Source organism: Nonomuraea sp. bgisy101 (genome assembly GCF_057708945.1).
In genome coordinates this window covers 98,344-115,090 of record NZ_JBYITD010000021.1, presented here as the reverse complement: position 1 = coordinate 115,090, position 16,747 = coordinate 98,344, and the positions used below count along the sequence as shown (strand labels likewise).

Below are 16,747 nucleotides of genomic sequence, written 5' to 3'. Positions count from 1 at the left end.
ATGAGACAAGCATGGATCTCCTTGGCGGTCCTGTGCTCGGGCAGCGCGCTCGGGCTGCTGGATTCCACGATGATGAACGTCGCACTGCCCGCGGTCAGCGCGGACCTGGGAGCCGGGATCGACGAGCTGTTCTGGGCGCTCAACTCCTACCTGTTGACGGCCACCGTGCCGCTGGTCACCTCCGGACGGCTCGGCGACCTCTTCGGCCCCAAACCGCTGTTCCTGGCCGGAATCGTCACCTTCACCCTCGCCTCGCTGGCCTGCGGGCTGGCCACCACCCCCGGGTGGCTCATCGCGGCGCGGGCCGTACAGGGGCTGGGATGCGCGCTGTTCCTGCCGCAGGGCACAACGTTGGTCACCCAGCTCTTCCCCCCGGCCAGGCGTGGCGCCGCCTGGGGAGTGTGGGGTGCGGTCTCCGGCGCCGCGGTCGCCGCAGGACCGGCGATCGGCGGTTTCCTGGTCGAGCCGATGGGCTGGCGCGGCATCTTCCTCGTCAACGTCCCCGCCGGTCTGCTGCTGACCGTCCTGGCGGTCAGGCTGTTGCCGCGCAGGCCCGTCGACCGGCTGCGCAGGTTCGACCTGCTCGGCACGGTGTTACTGGGGCTGGCGCTGTTCCAGATCGTCTTCGCGCTCATCGAGGCCGCGCCGTGGTGGCTGGCCGGCGGCGCGCTCACCCTCGGCGCGTTCCTCCTGGTACAGCGCGCACGTCAGCACACCGACCCGCTGGTGCCGTTCGCCGTCTTCTCCTCACGCACGTTCCGGCTGATCACCCTGGGCCAGACGGCGTTGCCGTTCGGCGTCTCCTCGACGGTCCTGCTGACCCTGCTGCACCTGCAGGCGGGCGCAGGGCTGTCACCCCTGCGGGCCGGTCTGCTGTCCGGGGTCGCCCCCACGGTGTCGATCCTGTTCGCGCCGCTGTCGGGCAGGCTCACCGACCGCTTCGGCGGCGGGTACGTGCTCCTGTCGGGGCTGGGCCTCATGACCGTGGGCTGCGCCGTCCTCGGCCACGCCGTGTGGAGCGGGAACGGCCTGCTGTCCGGGCTGGTCGTCTTCGGGATCGGCATGGGGGTGGTGTTCGCGCCTCCGGGGGTGCTGGCCATGCGTGACATCGAGCCAGGGATGGCCGGTGCCGCCTCCGGCGTCTTCACCCTCAGCGGCAGGATCGGCGGGGTCGTCGGCACCGCGGTCGTGGGAGCCGTGCTCAAGCATCTGCTCCCTGCGGACGCCCTGGCAGGACGGTCGATCAGCGCCGAGGTCAGCCACGCGGTGGCCTTCGCCTACACGCTCCCCGCCGTCGCCCTGGCGGTGGCGGCCGTCCTGGCCCTCGCCGCGGAGAGCCCTTCGCGGCGGCCCGCACGTATGCCGGCCTGACCAGCAGAGTGCCCGCGCTGCGCCGGCGATCTTGACCTTCTGATGTACTTCATACTATATATTGTGTATGGATTCGGAGCGCTCGGTCACGTCAGCGCGCGATGTGGCATACGCGTACCTGCGCAACGGCCTGATGGAGGGGTACCGCCGGCCCGGGGAGATCCTCGACGACGCCACGATCGCCCAGGAGATCTCCGTCAGCCGGACGCCGGTCCGTGAGGCGCTCATCCAGCTGGAGCGCGAGGGCATGGTGACCACCCCGCCCCGCCGCAGGCCCAAGGTGGCCGAGGCGCAGCCCGACGACCTGGCGCTGATCATCGCGCCGCTGGGGACGCTCCACGCCCTGGCCGCCCAGCTCGCCGCGCCGTCCGCGACCAGCGACGACGTGGCCGCCATGCGCGCCCACAACGCCGAACTTCTCCAGGCGGTGCGGGACGACGACTTCGGCAGGGCCCGCCTGGCCGACATGGCCTTCCACCGCGTGCTGGTGCGGAGGGCGGGCAACAGGTTCCTCACCTCCTCCATCGAGTCGCTGGAGATGCACACCAGTCGCGTCGTCTCCCTGTACTTCCACAACCGGGGGCCCGACGGGCAGTCCGCCCGCGAACACGACGAGATCATCCAAGCCGTCGTCGACCACGACGGCGCCGGCGCGGCAAGGGCCACGCGCGGCAACTACCTGCGAGGGCTCAGCCTGGACGGGGAGGACACATGACGGTCCGGTCGGCTGCCCAGGTCGTCGAGCCCATGCGGGGAGACCCGCGCACCGACCCCGACGCTGTCAACCTGTCCCCCGACACCCAGGCCAGACCGACAGACACGATGCGCGAGACCGTCGCACGACCCACCGCCGGAGACGCGCAGACCCGCGCAGATCCGACCATCCTGGCGCTCGAGGAGCGGATCGCAGACCTACGCGAACATCAGACGGCACCCCTCCCACCCGACGCGCGAACCCACACCGAACCGACCACGCAGGCGCTCGAGGAGCGGGACGCGGACCTGCACGAACATCAGGCAGCACCCCTCCCGCCAGCGGGCATCATGCGCGATGAAGTCGCGGTGCGGTCGCACGTGGGCTACAGACACGACGAGATCCTCGCGGAGGCGTCCACGCACCTGATCAACGCTGAAGCCACTGTCGTCGTCCCCGGCGGCGCCCCGCTCCTCACCTCCGGCCCACGGGCGTGGTCGCCGTGAACGAGCTGCCTGGCCGCGTTCTCGTCACCGGAGCCGCGGGCGCCATCGGCCGATCCCTGCGAGGCACCCTCCTGCGGAAGGTCGCGCACGTCCGCCTCTCCGACATCCGCGCCGTCGGCGAGACCGCCGGCCACGAGGAGTACGTCCCGGCCGAGCTCACCGACCTCGACCAGGTCAGAGCCGCCGTGCACGGCATGGACGCGGTGATCCACCTCGGCGGCGTCGCCGACGAGGCTGACTTCGCCTCGATCAAGGGCCCCAACCTCGAGGGCGTCTACAACGTGTTCGAGGCCTGCCGACTCGAAGGAGTATCGCGAGTCGTCAACACCAGCTCCAACCGCATCACCGGCTTCTATCCCGCGGGCCGGACGCTCGACGGGCAGGAAGCCGTCCGGCCCGACGGCCTGTACGGCGCCGCCAAGGCCTTCGGCGAAGCGCTCGCCAGCCTGTACGCGGACCGCTTCGGTCTCGACGTCGTCTCGGTGCGCGTCGGGTCCTTCGAGGAACGCCCGTCCGAGTCGCGTCACCTGCACACGTGGCTGAGCCCGTCCGACGCGGCACGGCTGTACGAGGCCTGCCTGAAGGCTCCGGCAGGGCTGGGCCACGTCACGATCTACGGCGTCTCGCGCAACACGCGCTCGTGGTGGTCACAAAACGCGGCGGCGAGTGCGCTCGGATACGCGCCGAGGGACGACGCCGAGAAGTTCGCCGACCGGCTCCCGCCGTACACCGAAGTTCACCAGGGGGGTCAGTACACGCACTACGAGTATGGAGGATGGGCCGCCAGACCCGACACCGGCCGTACTCCTTGACCCAAGGGGAGCACCTGCTCACGAAACGCCCGGCACCCCAGCACCCCAGCACACCAGCACACCAGCACACCAGCACACCAGCTCCCGAGCACCCCAGCACACCAGCACACCAGCACACCAGCACACCAGCTCCCGAGCACCCCAGCACACCAGCACACCAGCACACCAGCTCCCGAGCACCCCAGCACACCAGCACACCAGCACACCAGCACACCAGCTCCCGAGCACCCCAGCACACCGGCACCCCAGCTCCCCAGCACACCGGCACCCACAGAGCCCGCCCGATCGCCGCGATGACGGTCGGCACGACGCTCGCGTGGTACGACTTCTCCGGTCACGCGGCGCCGGTCTCACCACAACGCCCACGGACGCGGCCCACGCTCCACTGCTCTGGAGTGCTTCCGCCGCGTGCTCCTCGAAGCCGCTGTCGCAGGCGGCGTCACTGAGACGGTTGAGATTGTTGCGCTTTGACGGACACCGTTGGTGTGGCCAAGCTGCCAGGGCAACCGGGGTCGCGAGCCGGGAGACTGTCATCGCGCTGGAGCCTCTGCGCCACCGCATGGGTGACCCAGGACCCCTCACCCCACCCCCCTGCGCGCCGCATAGCCAGCCCGGGCCCCACACCACCCCTGCGCGCCGCAGCATGGTCGCTCGGGGAGCCTTCGCCGAGCACCTTCACCAACCACAGGGCGGCACGACCACGGCAACCGCAGACACGGCCCACGCACGCTGGCCTCATGCGGGCTCGGGCGGCACGCGTCAGCCCGGCTCGGCTTCCAGGTAGGCCAGCACCGCCATCACCCGCCGGTTGTGATCGTCGGAGGGTGGCAAGCCCAGCTTGGTGAAGATGTTGTTGGTGTGCTTGCCGATCGCCTTGTCGGTGACGAACAGCCGGGTGGCGATCGCGGCGTTGGACATGCCCTCCGCCATCATCGCGAGCACCTCTCGCTCCTTCGGGGTCAGCTCGCCCAGCGGCTCGTCGCGCTCGCGCCGGATGAGGAGCTGGGAGATCACCTCGGAGTCCATCGCCGTGCCGCCCGCCGCGACCCTGCGCACCGAGTCGACGAACTGCTCGACGTCGCCGATCCGATCCTTCAGCAGGTAGCCCACTCCGCCGGAACGGTCGGACAGCAGCTCACGGGCATACAGCTGCTCGACGTACTGCGAGAGGATCAGCACGGGCAGCTCCGGATGCCGCTTGCGTGCCTCGAGCGCGACTCGCAAACCCTCGTCCGTCAGGGTCGGCGGAAGCCGCACGTCGATCACGGCCACGTCGGGACGGTGTCGGATCAGCGCGTCGAGCAGCATAGGCGCGTTGTCGACGGCCTCGACCACCTCGAAGCCGTGCGCCGACAGGAGGCGGACCAAGCCGTCTCTCAGAAGTGCGAGATCTTCGGCGATGACAACGCGCACGGTAGCTCCATGGTGAGTTCGCTTGGTCCGCCGACAGGACTGTGGACGGCGAGCGTGCCGTCGAAGGCTGAGAGGCGACGGCGGATCCCGGCCAGACCGGTGCCCGCCGCGAGGTCGGCGCCGCCCCGGCCGTCATCGCCCACGGTCAGGCGCAGAACGCCGCCCGAGTGGCTCAGCCGTACCCACGCTCTGGTGGCCAAGCTGTGCTTGGCCACGTTGGTCAGGGCCTCGGCGGCCGCGAAGTAGAGCGCGGACTCGACGGGCGCATCGGGGCGGGCGGGCAGGTCGATGTCGACCTCCACCGGGATGGGGCACAGCAGCGAAGCGGCCTGGATCGCCCCTGCGAGCCCCCTGTCGGCGAGCACGGGCGGGTGGATGCCGCGCACCAGGTCGCGCAGGTCGACCAGGGCCTGACCTGCGGACTCCCACGCCTCCTGCACCAGGTCTCTGATCTGGTCGGGGTCGCTCGCGCCCCTGACCAGCCCGAGGTTCATCCGGACCGAGATCAGTCTGGCCTGCGCGCCGTCGTGCAGATCCCTCTCGATCCTGCGCAGCTCGGCCGCCTGCGCGTCGACGGCCGCCGCCCTCGACTCGGTCAGTTGCCTGACCCGCGAGGCGAGGGAGGGCTCGGGCCTCAGCATCCGCTCCGCGAGGCGTGCCTGCAGCGTGTGCAAAAGCGGAATCGCCGCCAGTGCGATCACCACGAAGGTCACGATCGCCAGTGACAGAGTGAGCGTCGCCGACATGCCGGCCTCCGCCGTACGCAGGCGCACGATCTTCCAGGCGGAGGCCAGCAGTGCCCCGACGGACATGAGGCAGGCGGGCCCGACGACGGCGTGGACGGCCAGCCAGGCCAGGTCGCGGACAGTGCGGCCTCGCGGCGACGGCTCGGTGATCCGATGACCGAGGACACCGGCCGCCCGCGCGCGCTGGAGGCGGGTCAACGCGCGGACCACGACGAGCAGACGTGCCAGCAACGGTCTGCCGAGACCGCCGAAGGGGACCAACGCCGCGCACATCCCTACCAGGACGAGCAGCGGCCAGGCCGCCGCCCCGGTGACGGCGTTCAGCAGCAGACCCGCAGGGGGCTGGAGGAGGTGGCGGATCGTGCGCACATGAAGAGTCTGCCGGATCGGCGGTGCGATGACGGTAGGCCCAGGCCTACCCCGGCGGGGGTGAAATCCCACCCGGAAGGTGGGTGGAGGCCGATGGATGATTCGGCGCCGCACATCAAAGCTGGAGGCCGCAACCAGCGCAACGATGGGGATCACATGATCGAAGTAACTGGCCTGACGATGCGGTACGGCGACGCGCTCGCGGTCGACGACCTGACCTTCGTGGTGAAACCCGGCCTGGTGACCGGCTTCCTCGGTCCCAACGGCGCGGGCAAGTCCACCACCATGCGCGTCATCCTCGGCCTGCAGGCGGCTGACGCCGGGACGGCGCTGGTGGGTGGCAGGCCGTACGGCTCGATGCGAGAGCCCATGCGGGAGGTGGGCGCGCTACTCGACGCGGGGGCGGTGCACGGCGGGCGCAGCGCCGCCGCGCACCTGTGGTGCCTGGCCCGCAGCAACGGCATCGGCCAGGCACGGGTGAGCCATGTGCTGGATCAGGTAGGGCTGGCCGAGGTGGCGAGCCGGCGGATCGCCGGCTTCTCGCTCGGCATGCGCCAAAGGCTCGGCATCGCGGCCGCGCTGCTCGGCGACCCCGGCGTGTTGATGTTCGACGAGCCGGTCAACGGACTGGACCCCGAGGGCATCCGCTGGATCAGGGAGCTGATGCGGCTGCTGGCCGACGAGGGTCGCACCGTCCTGGTGTCGAGTCACCTGATGGGAGAGATGGCGCTCACCGCCGACCATGTGGTGGTCATCGGGCGGGGCAGGTTGATCGCCGACACCACCATGTCGGAGCTGGTCGCGCGGTTCCAGCGAGGGGTGCTGGTCCGGGCAGCCGATCAGCCCGCGCTGGCCGGGCTGCTGGTGTCCGTCGGCGCGAATGTGCGGGAAGAGGACGGCGGGCTTTCGGTGAGCGGCCTCGACGCGACGCGGATCGGCGAGCTGGCTCTTGCGCGCGGGATCGCACTGCGGGAGCTGACGCCGCGCAACGCCTCGCTGGAGGAGGCCTTCATGGAACTGACCGAGGAGAGCGTCGAGTTCGGCGCGGGGAGAGCAGCCGGATGATCGACGCCATCGCCTCCGAGTGGCTCAAGTTGTACTCGCTGAGGTCCAATCTCTACCTTCTGGCTTTCTCCGCGCTTTCGGTGCTGCTCTGCGTCGGCGTGACCTTCATGGTCATCCGAGGCTTCGACAACCAGACGGGAGACGAACGGCTGGCCTTCGACGGTCTCGGCGCGGGGCTCGGTACCGGGCTGCCCGTCGCCTTCTTCGTCATGGCCGCGCTCGGCGCGCTGTCGATCACCTCCGAGCATGCCACCGGCCTGATCAGCACGAGCCTGGTGGCCGTGCCCAGACGGCAGCTCTTCCTGTTCGCCAAGATCCCGGCGCTGGCGGCCGTCACCCTGGTCGCGGGACAGGCGCTGGTGTTCGGCATGCACGCCGTCACGCAGGCCGTCCTCGCGGAGCGCGCCGGGCAGGTCCTGATCGACGGCCGGACTCTCGGCGCATCCCTGGCCGACCAGGGCGTGATGGCGGAGCTGCTGGTGACCGGAGCGGCCATGCCGCTCGCCATGATGGGACTCGGCCTTGGCGCCGTCATCCGCTCGACCGCGGGCACGCTGGTCGCCTTGATCGTGATCCTCTTCGTCCTGCCGGTGGTCGCGCAGACGCTGCCCCGACCGTTGAGCGCCCAGGCCGGCTCCTTCATGCTCGGAAGCTTGCCCGACCAGATCATCGCCGGAGAAGGCCCCGGCATCCTGCCTCCGCTCGCGGCCCTCGCTCTGCTGATCGCGTATCCCGTGCTGGCGCTCACCGCGGGGGCGGTCGCGATCGCCGTCCGCGGCCGCGGAAGCAGGCCCCTGGTCGTGGGAGGGCTGCTCACCACTCTGCTCGCCGCGACGATGACGATCCCCTCCAGCGCCTCGGCTTCGGCATCGACGCTGTCGTGGAAGCCGTGTGGCGGCGACCTCGAGTGCGCCTCCGTCCAGGTGCCCGTGAACTGGTCGAAACCGTCGGGCCGGAAGGTCTCCATCCAGATCGCCAAGCTGCCGGCCATGGGCACTCACCGCCGGATCGGCACGGTCTTCGCCATTCCCGGCGGGCCGGGCGGCTCGGGTATCGAGGACCTGAAGACGAAGGGCGGCAGCTTCACCGACCTGCGCCAGCGGTTCGACGTGGTCAGCCACGCCCCGCGCAACACCACCGACCTGGGCGTCATCCCCTACGACTGCCTCGCCACCGGCCCCTGGATCACCGTGCCGCGTGATCGCGCCGAATACGACAGGCTGGCCGAGCGCAACAGGGAGTCGGCCGAACGCTGCCGCAGCTCCGATCCCGAATACTTCGACAACCTCGACTCCGGATCCGTCGCCAGGGACATCGAGGCGATCCGCGTCGCCCTGGGTGAGCAGCGGCTGAGCTTCATCGCCACCTCCTACGGCGGAGTGGTCGCCACCACCTACGCCCGCCTGTTCCCCGGTTCCATCCGCGCCATGTACATCGACGGCAGCGTCAACCACCTCGCCGACCAGGCCGCCCACGCGAAGGAGAGATACAAGAGCATTGAAGGTCAGTTCACCCGGTTCAGCGCCTGGTGCGAATCCGCGCCCACCTGCGCCCTGCACGGACGAGACGCGGGCACCGTCTGGCGTGGCCTCCTCTCGAGGGCCGACCGTTCCCCTGTTCCCGTGAAGGGAGGACGGGCCGCCTACAGCGGCTTCGACTTCATCGTGGCCGCCGCGCCCGATCTGATCAGCCCAGGTCCCGCACCCGATTTCCCCAACTGGCAACGATTCGCCAGGGTCGTCGACAAGGCCCTGACCGGGGATGCCTCCGGCTTCTCCGACTATGTCGCGCAGGCCACGAACAGCTTGAAGGTTCCAAGCTTCGCCGGGATGAACGTGACCCACTGCCCGGATGGGCTGGGCTTCAGGAGCTACGAAGAGTTCCAGCGTATGAAGGCACTCAGCGAACGGATCTCCCCGAACTTCGCGGGAAACGCGCTGTGGCATCCACTCGCCTGCGTCGGCTGGCCGACCCCTGTCACCAACCCCGCCGGCCCGCTTCCCGCCGACAGGCTCCCGCCCTTCCTCGGCGCCGGCTCGTGGACCGACCATGACGATACCGCCGACATCGTGACGCGTGTGCCCGGCTCGTCCACGGTCCGCTACAACGGCTCCGGGCACGGGCTCTACCTATCCGGCAACAAGTGCACGATCTCGCACGCCAACCGCTACCTCACGTTCCTCCGCCTTCCTCCGCGCGGGACCACGTGCGAACCGCCGGCCGCCGCGTGACCGTCACAAGTGATCCCTGCCGCGCACCAGCGGGGCCGGGATCCCGCCCCATGCACCCCCGCCACACCCACCGTCCGGCCCACAAGCAGCGCACCCCTCCACCCCACCGTCCAACCCGGCCCGAGAACGAATCCCGCCCACGCACCCCCGCCACACCCACCGCCCAGCCCACAAGCAGCCCACCCCTCCACCCCACCGTCCAACCCGGCCCGAGAACGAATCCCGCCCACGCACCCCCGCCACACCCACCGCCCAGCCTGCCCAGACAAGCGGCTCAACCCTCCGCCGATCGCGACCGTCCGCCCTGCCTGGCGTAGGTGACCGGGAGGGAGGCGACGGGTGTGGAGCGGGGGCGTTCGGTTCACGGGGTGAGGGCGGCCTCGGCGTGCCAGCAGTGCGTCCACCGGTCGTTGCCGAAGTCGGTACGGCCCGGCACCTCGGAGGAGCAGATCGGCAGCGCGACGGGGCAGCGCGGATGGAAGCGGCATCCGCTCGGCGGCGCGATCAGGCTGGGCGGCTCGCCGTGCCTGGTGCCCTCGGGCGGCGTCACGCGGTCGGGGTCGGGGGCCGAGTCCAGCAGCAACTGGGTGTAGGGGTGGCGAGCGGCCTGGGTGAGCGCCTCGCTGGGGCCGCTCTCGATGAGCCGTCCCGCGTACATGACCGTGATGTCCTCGGCGAAGTAGCGGGCGCTGGCGATGTCGTGCGTGATGTACAGCAGCGCCAGCCCGTTGTCGGCGGCCAGCTTCTCCAGCAGCCGCAGCACCCCGAGCCTGATCGACACGTCGAGCATGGAGACGGGCTCGTCGGCGATCAGCGCGATCGGTTGGACGGCGAGCGCCCTGGCGATCGCCACGCGCTGCCGCTGCCCGCCGGACAGTTCGTGCGGGAGTTTGTCCATGAACTGTTCGACTGGTGTGAGGCTGACCCGTTCCAACAGGTCGGCCACCCGTTCACGTTCGTGCGCGGCGGAGCGCACGTGGCCGTGGACGCGCATCGGCCTGGCCAGGTGGTAGCGGACGCGGTGGAAGGGGTTCAGGGAGGCGAACGGGTCCTGGAAGATCAGCTGCACCTGCCGCCGGTACTCGCGGAAGCCTTTCACTTTCTCTCCGCGCAGGAGCACCTCGCCCGACGTCGGCGGGTACACCTGGGCGAGCAGCCTGGCCACGGTGCTCTTGCCGCAGCCGCTCTCCCCCACCAGCGCCGTCACGGTCCCGGACCGGAGGGCCAGGGACACGTCTTCGACGGCGCGCACGGTGCCACGGCCGCGGGCGGCCTTGAAGTGCTTGGTGAGGTTCCTTCCTTCGAGCACGATCTCACTCATTCGACCCCCCTCCCGTCATTGAGCAGGCAGGCCACCTCGGGATCGAGCCGTGGCAGGGTCGAGCCGCAGTCGTCGAAGGCGAAGCGGCAGCGCGGGTGGAAGGCGCAGCCGGGTGGCAGGGAGCGCAGGTCGGGCGGGGTGCCGGGGATGCCGAGCAGCTCCTCGCGGGGCCCGTGCAGGCGGGGGAACGAGCGGAGCAGGCCGAGCGTGTACGGGTGGCGCGGTGCCTTGTGCAGGACTCTGGCGGTGCCGGTTTCGACGACCCGTCCGGCGTACATGATGGCGATGCGGTCGGAGATCTCCATCAGGAGTGACAGGTCGTGGGTGATGAACAGGACCGCGAAGCCGTACTCCTCGCGCAGGGCCCTGATCTCGTGGAGGATGTCGCGCTGGACGACCACGTCGAGCGCCGTGGTGGGCTCGTCCATGATGATGATCTCGGGGTTGAGCGCCAGCGCGATGGCGATGGCCGCGCGTTGCCGCATGCCGCCGGACAGCTCGTGCGGGTAGCTGCGCCGGCGGTCGGCGCTGATGCCGACCCGCTGCAGCAGATCCACCGAGCGTTCGATGCGCGCTTTGCGCGGCATGTCGGGGACGTGGATGCGGAGCACGTCGTCGATCTGCGCGCCGACGGTGCTGACCGGGTTGAGGGAGTTCATGGCGCTCTGGAAGACGACCGCCAGTTCCTTCCATCGGAAGGCGCGCAGTTCCTCGCGTTTCAGCTCGAGCACGTCCACGGCTGAACCGTCGGGCCTGCGGTAGGTCACCGACCCGCCGGTGATCGTGGCCGGCGGCCGCAGCAGCCGTCCGATCGCGTGCGCGAGGGTCGACTTGCCGCTGCCGCTCTCCCCTGCCAGCCCGAGGATCTCGCCCTGTCGCAGGTCGAGCGAGACGTCGGCGACCGCGTGGACGGCGCCGCTCGAGGAGAGGTAGTCGACGCCGAGCCCGCGGACTTCCAGGACGTTCATGCGCGAGCCTTTCGAACCTTGATCGTGCGCAGCCGGGGGTTGGCGATCTCGTCCAGGCCGAAGTTGACCAGTGCCAGGCCGGTGCCGATGAGCGCGATGCAGAGCCCTGGCGGCACGAACCACCACCAGGCGCCGATCAGCAGCGCCTGGCCGTTCTGCGCGAAGTAGAGCATGCTGCCCCAGCTCACCGTGGACAGGTCGGCCAGGCCGAGGAAGGAGAGTCCTGCCTCGGCCAGGATGGCGCCGACCACGGTGGCCAGGAAGCTGGTGGCGATCACGGGCAGCAGCACGGGCATGATCTCGAAGAAGACGATGCGGAACGGGCCCTCGCCGCCGGCTCTGGCCGCCTCAACGAAGTCGCGCCGCCGTACGGACAGGGTCTGGGCGCGCAGCACGCGCGCGCCCCATGCCCAGCCGGTCACGGCGATCACCACCGCGACGGAGGCGACGCCGCGCTGGGGCAGGTAGCCGGCCAGCACGATGATCAGCGGCAGCGCGGGCAGCACCAGGAAGATGTTGGTGAGCACCGAGAGGACCTCGTCGACCGCGCCGCCGAAGTACCCGCCGACCAGGCCCACGGCGATGGCGACGATGGTGGCGATGACGGCCGAGAGCAGGCCGACGCCCATCGAGACCCGCGAGCCGTACACGATCTGGGTGAGCACGTCCTGGCCGGTCTGCGTGGTGCCGAGCCAGTGCTCCGCGGAGGGGCCCTGGAGTCCCGCGTCGCTGGTCGCGGACGGGTCGGCGGACAGCAGCAGCGGCCCGACGAGCGCCATCAGCGTGAAGAACGCCAGGATGCCGATGCCTATGCGGATCTTCATTGGCGCGTCCTTGGGTCGAGGATCACGTAGGCGAGGTCGGCCAGCAGGTTCGCGACGAGAACGGCGAGGGAGATCACCAGGAAGATGCCCTGCATGAGCGGGAAGTCCTCGTTCTCGACTCCCTTGAGCAGCATCGAGCCGATGCCCGGATAGGAGAAGACGATCTCGGTGAGGACCGAGCCGCCGACCACGAAGCCGAGGCTGAGCGCGAAGCTCGTGATGTTGGGCAGGATCGCGTTCCTGGCGGCGTAGGCCCACATGACGCGGCGGCTGGTCAGCCCCTTGGCCTCGGCCATGACCACGTAGTCCTCGCCGAGCGTGGTGACCATGACGTTGCGCATGCCGAGGATCCGGTCGGCCATCGAGGCCAGCACGATCGTGATCGCGGGCAGCGTCGCGTGGTAGGCCATGCTGGCCAGGAACTCGCCGTCGAGGCCGGGCGTCACCTCCAGCCCGTACGCTCGCGAGCCGGGGAACCACTGCAGCGTCGAGCCGAAGACGAAGACCAGCACGAGCGCCACCCAGAAGTACGGCACCGCGTGCAGGAAGGTCGCGGCGGGCAGCACCCCGTCGAGCCAGGTGCCGCGTTTCCAGGCCATCACGACCCCGAGCGAGGTGCCGACCAGGTAGCTGATCAGCGTGGCGACACCGACCAGGCCGATCGTCCACGGCAGGCTGTCGGCGATGACCGTGGACACCTCCGTCGGGAAGAAGGTGATCGAGCGGCCCAGCTCGCCGTGGAACAGGTTGCCCAGGTAGTCGAGGTACTGCGTCCACAGGTCGGCGTCGCTGATCCCGAACGCCTTCTTCATCGCGTCGATGGCGGCCGGGTCCACGTTGCCCTTGAGCCTGGCCACCAGCAGGTCCACCGGATCCCCCGGCATCATCCGGGGGATCAGGAAGTTGAGGGTGACGGCGGCCCAGGCCGTGAGGAGGTAGAACCCGAGCCGCCTGGTCAGGAACCTCACGTGCCCGCGGGCCTCAGGTTGAGCAGCACCACGGCGGCGTCGGGCGAGGTGTACGGCGAGGGCATCGCGTACGGGTCCTGCTCGGACGGCCAGCCCACGTACTTGTTCGTCCTGAACTGCGCCCACGAAGGGCTGTAGAACAGCGGCAGCACCGGCAGCTTCTCCACCATGATCTTGCCGAGCCCCTGGGTGGCCCGCTGCTGCTCGGCCAGATCCTCGGTGGCGGCGTAGGCGTTGATCAGCTTGTCCGTCTCCGGGTCCTTCCACCGCTGGTAGTTGCCGGTGGCGGAGGTGCCGACGGGCTTGGCCAGCTCGCTGAAGAGCAACGCCCTCATCTGGAAGTACGGCGAGGCGCCGGTGGGCGTGGCCCTGATCGACAGGTCGTAGTCGCCCTTGCCGACCTTGGAGACCCAGTCCTGGAACGCCACGCCCCTGGTCTCGAGCGTGATGCCGATCTTGGCCAGGTCCTCTCTGATGAGCTGGGCGGCGTTCACCCAGTCGGTGAAGGGCGAGGGCACCAGCAGGGTGAACGTGAGGAGGCCGGGGTCGACGCCCTTCAACAGTTCCTTGGCCTTCTCCACGTCGACCTTGTAGGCGGCGTCCTTGTACTCCGGCGGCAGGAAGGCCTCGCCGCCCGGCATCGGGATGCTGGTCGGGTGCGCGACCTTGGTGTAGCCGCGCTCGGCCACCTTGACGATCTTGTCGCGGTCGATGGCCAGGCTGATGGCCTGCCGTACCTCCGGCTTGGACAGGACGGGGTGGGTCAGGTTGGGCAGGAGCGAGACGACGCCCTCGGGCGGGAAGTAGTACTTGTTGGTCTCTGGCTTGCCCTGGACGTAGATCTTGTCGATGTCAGGAACGAACGCGCCCGCCCAGTCGATCTCGCCCTGCTGGAGTCCTGTCTGCACGGCGTTGGCGGTGTAGGCGGGGAACCTGATCGTGGGGACGACGGGCTTGCCCGGCTGCCAGTACGCCGGGTTCTTCGTCATCTCGTAGAGCTGGGCGGAGAACGTGGAGAGCTTGTAGGGCCCGGTGCCGACCGGCTTGGGGTTGGTGAAGGTGACCGGGTTCTCCTTCTCGAACAGGTGCTTCGGCACGATGCCCGTGCTTCCGGAGATGTTGAAGAGCTTGGCGTACGACGTGCCCTTGAAGTCGATCTGCACCTTGTCCGGCGCGAGGACCTTGGTTCCGGAGATCTCCAGCGCCCCCTTGTTGAGCTCGGGGTGCTTGATCATCGTGTCGAAGGTGAAGGCGACGTCGTCGGCGGTGAACGGCTTGCCGTCGGTCCACTTCACGTCCTTGCGCAGGGTGAAGGTGAGCGTCTTGCCGTCGTTGCCCCACTCGTGGCTCAGCGCCAGCCACGGCTTGATCTCGCCGGGTTTGAGTTTGTTGAAGTACTCGAGCGTCTCGTAGATCATCCCGGTCGTGCCGAAGTTCACGCCTTCGAGGTGGAACGGGTTGAAGTTCTCCTGGAAGGTGCCGGAGTCGATGGCATGGATCACCAGGGGCGGCGCCTCGCTCTTGGAGGTGGATCCGGGTCCCCCGCCGCTCGAGCAGCCGGCGGCCAGGGCGAGTGCTAAGACGACTGCCGTCAAACGTCTCATCAGAAGGTTCCTCTCACGCGGAGGTCACGGGAGCCGACCGGCGCCGCGAAGGCCTGGGCCCGGCGGAATCCGGCAGGAGCGCCGCGCACGGTGGTGAGGGCGCGGTAGTAGTCGACGTACGGGAAGCCGTAGGTCTCCCCGCGGGCGAACGCGTAGCCCGTGATCGCCTCCGACCAGACCTGGTAGGCCTCGTCGGTCAACTCGAAGAAGACGTCGGGCCGGTAGCCTTCGGCGTCCTCCCAGTTGTCCGCATAGAACAGCTGTCCCGCCCAGTGCGCGGGGCGCTCTCGCTCCAGCGTCTTCAGCCCGCCGTAGAAGCGGGCGTCCTCGACGATGCGGTGCGTGCGGGCGTGATCCTTGTGGATCGACCGGCTCCAGTGGGTCAGGACGACGTCGGGGCGCAGTTCCCTGATCAGGTCGCCGACGCGCATCTTGACGTCCTCGTCGTCGGGCAGCAGGCCGTCCTCGTAGTCGAGGAACCTGGCCTCGGCGCCGATCGCCCGCGCGAACGCCTCGGCCTCGTCGTGCTTCTGCTTGGCGTATTCGGGGACGGGCAGCCGCGGGTGGCCGCGCTCGCCGAGCGTGAGGTGCAGGAGCGTGGCGCGGTGTCCTTCGAGGACGTGCTGCGCGAGTACGGCTCCCGCTGTCAGGTCCATGTCCCCGGCGTGGGCCCCGATGGCCAGGACGTGGATGGCACGGCTCGCTTCGGCGGTCGCGGTGTCCGGCCCTGACACCTCGCCAGGCTCACTCACTGGCCCACCTCATGACGTGGAAGCGGCGGGTGACCTGGTATCCCGCCTTGGTGTACAGGTGTCCTGCCGGGCTGGCCTCTCCGGTCCAGAGGAACCACGAGGAGTGCAGGCCCTCGGCTCGCATCCTGGTCATCGTGAGGTGGAGAAGGATCTTGCCGAGCCCGGTGCCCCGCTCGTCGGCGTCCACGCCGAAGGGCCCGAACCGCTCGGGGATGCCGCGGTATGCGGCGTAGAGCGCGAACCCGGCGATGCGGTCCCGCTTCCTGGCGACGACCATGCGCGTGGTGTCCTTGTGGTGGCGGATCGCCTCGCCCCAGTCGGGGTTGAACTCGTCGGCCGCGAACCTGATCAGCTCGGGCAGTTCTCCGTCGGTCGGACCGCGGAAGGCGTACCCCTCGCGCTCGCGTTCGGCCCGCAGCTCGTGCACGTCCTCCGGCGTCTGATAGCCGACCAGCGTCCGGTCCATCGCGACCGGCGAGTAGAGCGTGCCGAATCCCAGGCTGGTCAGCAGGGCGAGCCCCTCGGGGTAGAGCTCGGGGTCGGCGCCGGGCAGCACGTAGTTGGGCGTGTAGGAGGCGAAGTCCACCCGCGTCCTTCCTCTGGCTCGCAGGAAGTCGAGCGCCTCGGTGAGCAGGCGCCGCCCGAGCCCGGCGCCCCGGTGTCCGGGCGCGACGAAGAAGAACGGGATCCAGCCTGTCTCAGGCTCGAGGTCCGTGCCCGGCGCGAGGGGTGTCAACCGGCGGACGCCGTAGGCGCTGCCCACGACGCGCCCGTCGCTCACGGCCACCCGCAGGCCTTCAGGGTCGAAGTTCGGGTCGAGAAGGACGCAGTCGCGAAACCATGTCGCGGTCGTCGGGTCTCCCGGCAGGCTCCGGTTCCAGGATTCGATCAGCGAGTGCTCGTCCCCAGGGGCGAAGGCACGGACCATGACCGTCATACCCAAGAGCTTTCCGACTGGTAAGGCTCCAGGTCAAGAAGATCGGGGAAGAAAATTTCCCTTGCCGCTACCCTCTTGAAACTTTCCTTCGCCTTCGGTCACTATGGAACGTTGGCTTACCAGATATTTCCGGCCCTAGCCGAAACCGGCGGCCGCCGCATGCCAC

The 16,747-nt window shown here is 69.5% G+C and carries 15 protein-coding genes; 6 read left to right on the top strand and 9 right to left on the bottom strand.

Features of this window, described 5'->3' with window-relative positions; translation table 11 throughout:
- From AC3EO4_RS34205 to AC3EO4_RS34190, 4 genes are all read left to right on the top strand, one after another.
- A complete protein-coding gene (locus tag AC3EO4_RS34205; protein WP_431899529.1) occupies positions 1-1,371 on the top strand; it encodes an MFS transporter in 1,371 nt (456 codons plus the stop codon).
- Positions 1,372-1,438: 67 nt separating this feature from the next.
- Positions 1,439-2,086 carry a GntR family transcriptional regulator gene (locus AC3EO4_RS34200; RefSeq protein ID WP_431899528.1) on the top strand — a complete coding sequence of 216 codons (648 nt, stop codon included), beginning with the start codon at positions 1,439-1,441 and terminating at the stop codon, positions 2,084-2,086.
- A complete protein-coding gene (locus AC3EO4_RS34195; RefSeq protein ID WP_431899526.1) occupies positions 2,083-2,571 on the top strand; it encodes a beta-eliminating lyase-related protein in 489 nt (162 codons plus the stop codon). Before AC3EO4_RS34200 ends, AC3EO4_RS34195 begins: the two co-directional genes overlap by 4 nt.
- Positions 2,568-3,383, top strand: a complete 816-nt coding sequence (locus AC3EO4_RS34190; protein WP_379569938.1) for an NAD-dependent epimerase/dehydratase family protein — start codon at positions 2,568-2,570, stop codon at positions 3,381-3,383. Before AC3EO4_RS34195 ends, AC3EO4_RS34190 begins: the two co-directional genes overlap by 4 nt.
- 759 nt (positions 3,384-4,142) lie before the next feature.
- Here the strand turns inward: AC3EO4_RS34190 and AC3EO4_RS34185 are convergent.
- Both AC3EO4_RS34185 and AC3EO4_RS34180 read right to left on the bottom strand, forming a co-directional pair.
- Entirely contained in the window at positions 4,143-4,796 is a 654-nt protein-coding gene (locus AC3EO4_RS34185; protein ID WP_379569940.1) for a response regulator transcription factor, read from the bottom strand.
- Positions 4,760-5,911: a sensor histidine kinase gene (locus AC3EO4_RS34180; protein ID WP_431899524.1), complete on the bottom strand. Its 1,152-nt coding sequence runs from the start codon at positions 5,909-5,911 to the stop codon at positions 4,760-4,762. Before AC3EO4_RS34180 ends, AC3EO4_RS34185 begins: the two co-directional genes overlap by 37 nt.
- A 156-nt stretch (positions 5,912-6,067) precedes the next feature.
- Here AC3EO4_RS34180 and AC3EO4_RS34175 point away from each other — a divergent pair, with 156 nt between their 5' ends.
- The gene (locus AC3EO4_RS34175; RefSeq protein ID WP_431899522.1) at positions 6,068-6,976 is read left to right on the top strand and encodes an ABC transporter ATP-binding protein; all 909 of its coding nucleotides are present in this window, start codon (positions 6,068-6,070) and stop codon (positions 6,974-6,976) included.
- On the top strand, positions 6,973-9,207 hold the full coding sequence (locus tag AC3EO4_RS34170; RefSeq protein ID WP_431899520.1) for an alpha/beta fold hydrolase: 2,235 nt from the start codon (positions 6,973-6,975) through the stop codon (positions 9,205-9,207). Before AC3EO4_RS34175 ends, AC3EO4_RS34170 begins: the two co-directional genes overlap by 4 nt.
- Before the next feature lie 361 nt (positions 9,208-9,568).
- Here AC3EO4_RS34170 and AC3EO4_RS34165 read toward each other — a convergent pair whose 3' ends face one another.
- The 7 genes from AC3EO4_RS34165 to AC3EO4_RS34135 are packed head-to-tail and all read right to left on the bottom strand — an operon-like array spanning position 9,569 to position 16,581.
- A complete protein-coding gene (locus AC3EO4_RS34165) occupies positions 9,569-10,528 on the bottom strand; it encodes an ABC transporter ATP-binding protein (protein ID WP_379569948.1) in 960 nt (319 codons plus the stop codon).
- Positions 10,525-11,496: an ABC transporter ATP-binding protein gene (locus AC3EO4_RS34160; protein WP_379569950.1), complete on the bottom strand. Its 972-nt coding sequence runs from the start codon at positions 11,494-11,496 to the stop codon at positions 10,525-10,527. Before AC3EO4_RS34160 ends, AC3EO4_RS34165 begins: the two co-directional genes overlap by 4 nt.
- Positions 11,493-12,320, bottom strand: a complete 828-nt coding sequence (locus AC3EO4_RS34155; RefSeq protein ID WP_379569952.1) for an ABC transporter permease — start codon at positions 12,318-12,320, stop codon at positions 11,493-11,495. Before AC3EO4_RS34155 ends, AC3EO4_RS34160 begins: the two co-directional genes overlap by 4 nt.
- The gene (locus AC3EO4_RS34150) at positions 12,317-13,288 is read right to left on the bottom strand and encodes an ABC transporter permease (protein ID WP_379569954.1); all 972 of its coding nucleotides are present in this window, start codon (positions 13,286-13,288) and stop codon (positions 12,317-12,319) included. The genes AC3EO4_RS34155 and AC3EO4_RS34150 overlap by 4 nt, the downstream gene beginning before the upstream one ends.
- Entirely contained in the window at positions 13,285-14,892 is a 1,608-nt protein-coding gene (locus AC3EO4_RS34145; RefSeq protein WP_431899516.1) for an ABC transporter substrate-binding protein, read from the bottom strand. Before AC3EO4_RS34145 ends, AC3EO4_RS34150 begins: the two co-directional genes overlap by 4 nt.
- A complete protein-coding gene (locus AC3EO4_RS34140; protein ID WP_431899514.1) occupies positions 14,892-15,644 on the bottom strand; it encodes a PIG-L deacetylase family protein in 753 nt (250 codons plus the stop codon). Before AC3EO4_RS34140 ends, AC3EO4_RS34145 begins: the two co-directional genes overlap by 1 nt.
- Entirely contained in the window at positions 15,637-16,581 is a 945-nt protein-coding gene (locus AC3EO4_RS34135; RefSeq protein ID WP_431899512.1) for a GNAT family N-acetyltransferase, read from the bottom strand. Before AC3EO4_RS34135 ends, AC3EO4_RS34140 begins: the two co-directional genes overlap by 8 nt.
- Positions 16,582-16,747 lie beyond the last annotated feature (166 nt).

Bases quoted from the DNA above. Each gene is read 5' to 3' on its own strand.
- AC3EO4_RS34205 (WP_431899529.1), top strand. From the start codon at position 1: ATGAGACAAGCATGGATCTCCTTGGCGGTCCTGTGCTCGGGCAGCGCG.
- AC3EO4_RS34195 (WP_431899526.1), top strand. From the start codon at position 2,083: ATGACGGTCCGGTCGGCTGCCCAGGTCGTCGAGCCCATGCGGGGAGAC.
- AC3EO4_RS34175 (WP_431899522.1), top strand. From the start codon at position 6,068: ATGATCGAAGTAACTGGCCTGACGATGCGGTACGGCGACGCGCTCGCG.
- AC3EO4_RS34135 (WP_431899512.1), bottom strand. From the start codon at position 16,581: ATGACGGTCATGGTCCGTGCCTTCGCCCCTGGGGACGAGCACTCGCTG.
- AC3EO4_RS34200 (WP_431899528.1), top strand. From the start codon at position 1,439: ATGGATTCGGAGCGCTCGGTCACGTCAGCGCGCGATGTGGCATACGCG.
- AC3EO4_RS34165 (WP_379569948.1), bottom strand. From the start codon at position 10,528: ATGAGTGAGATCGTGCTCGAAGGAAGGAACCTCACCAAGCACTTCAAG.
- AC3EO4_RS34170 (WP_431899520.1), top strand. From the start codon at position 6,973: ATGATCGACGCCATCGCCTCCGAGTGGCTCAAGTTGTACTCGCTGAGG.
- AC3EO4_RS34155 (WP_379569952.1), bottom strand. From the start codon at position 12,320: ATGAAGATCCGCATAGGCATCGGCATCCTGGCGTTCTTCACGCTGATG.
- AC3EO4_RS34145 (WP_431899516.1), bottom strand. From the start codon at position 14,892: ATGAGACGTTTGACGGCAGTCGTCTTAGCACTCGCCCTGGCCGCCGGC.
- AC3EO4_RS34160 (WP_379569950.1), bottom strand. From the start codon at position 11,496: ATGAACGTCCTGGAAGTCCGCGGGCTCGGCGTCGACTACCTCTCCTCG.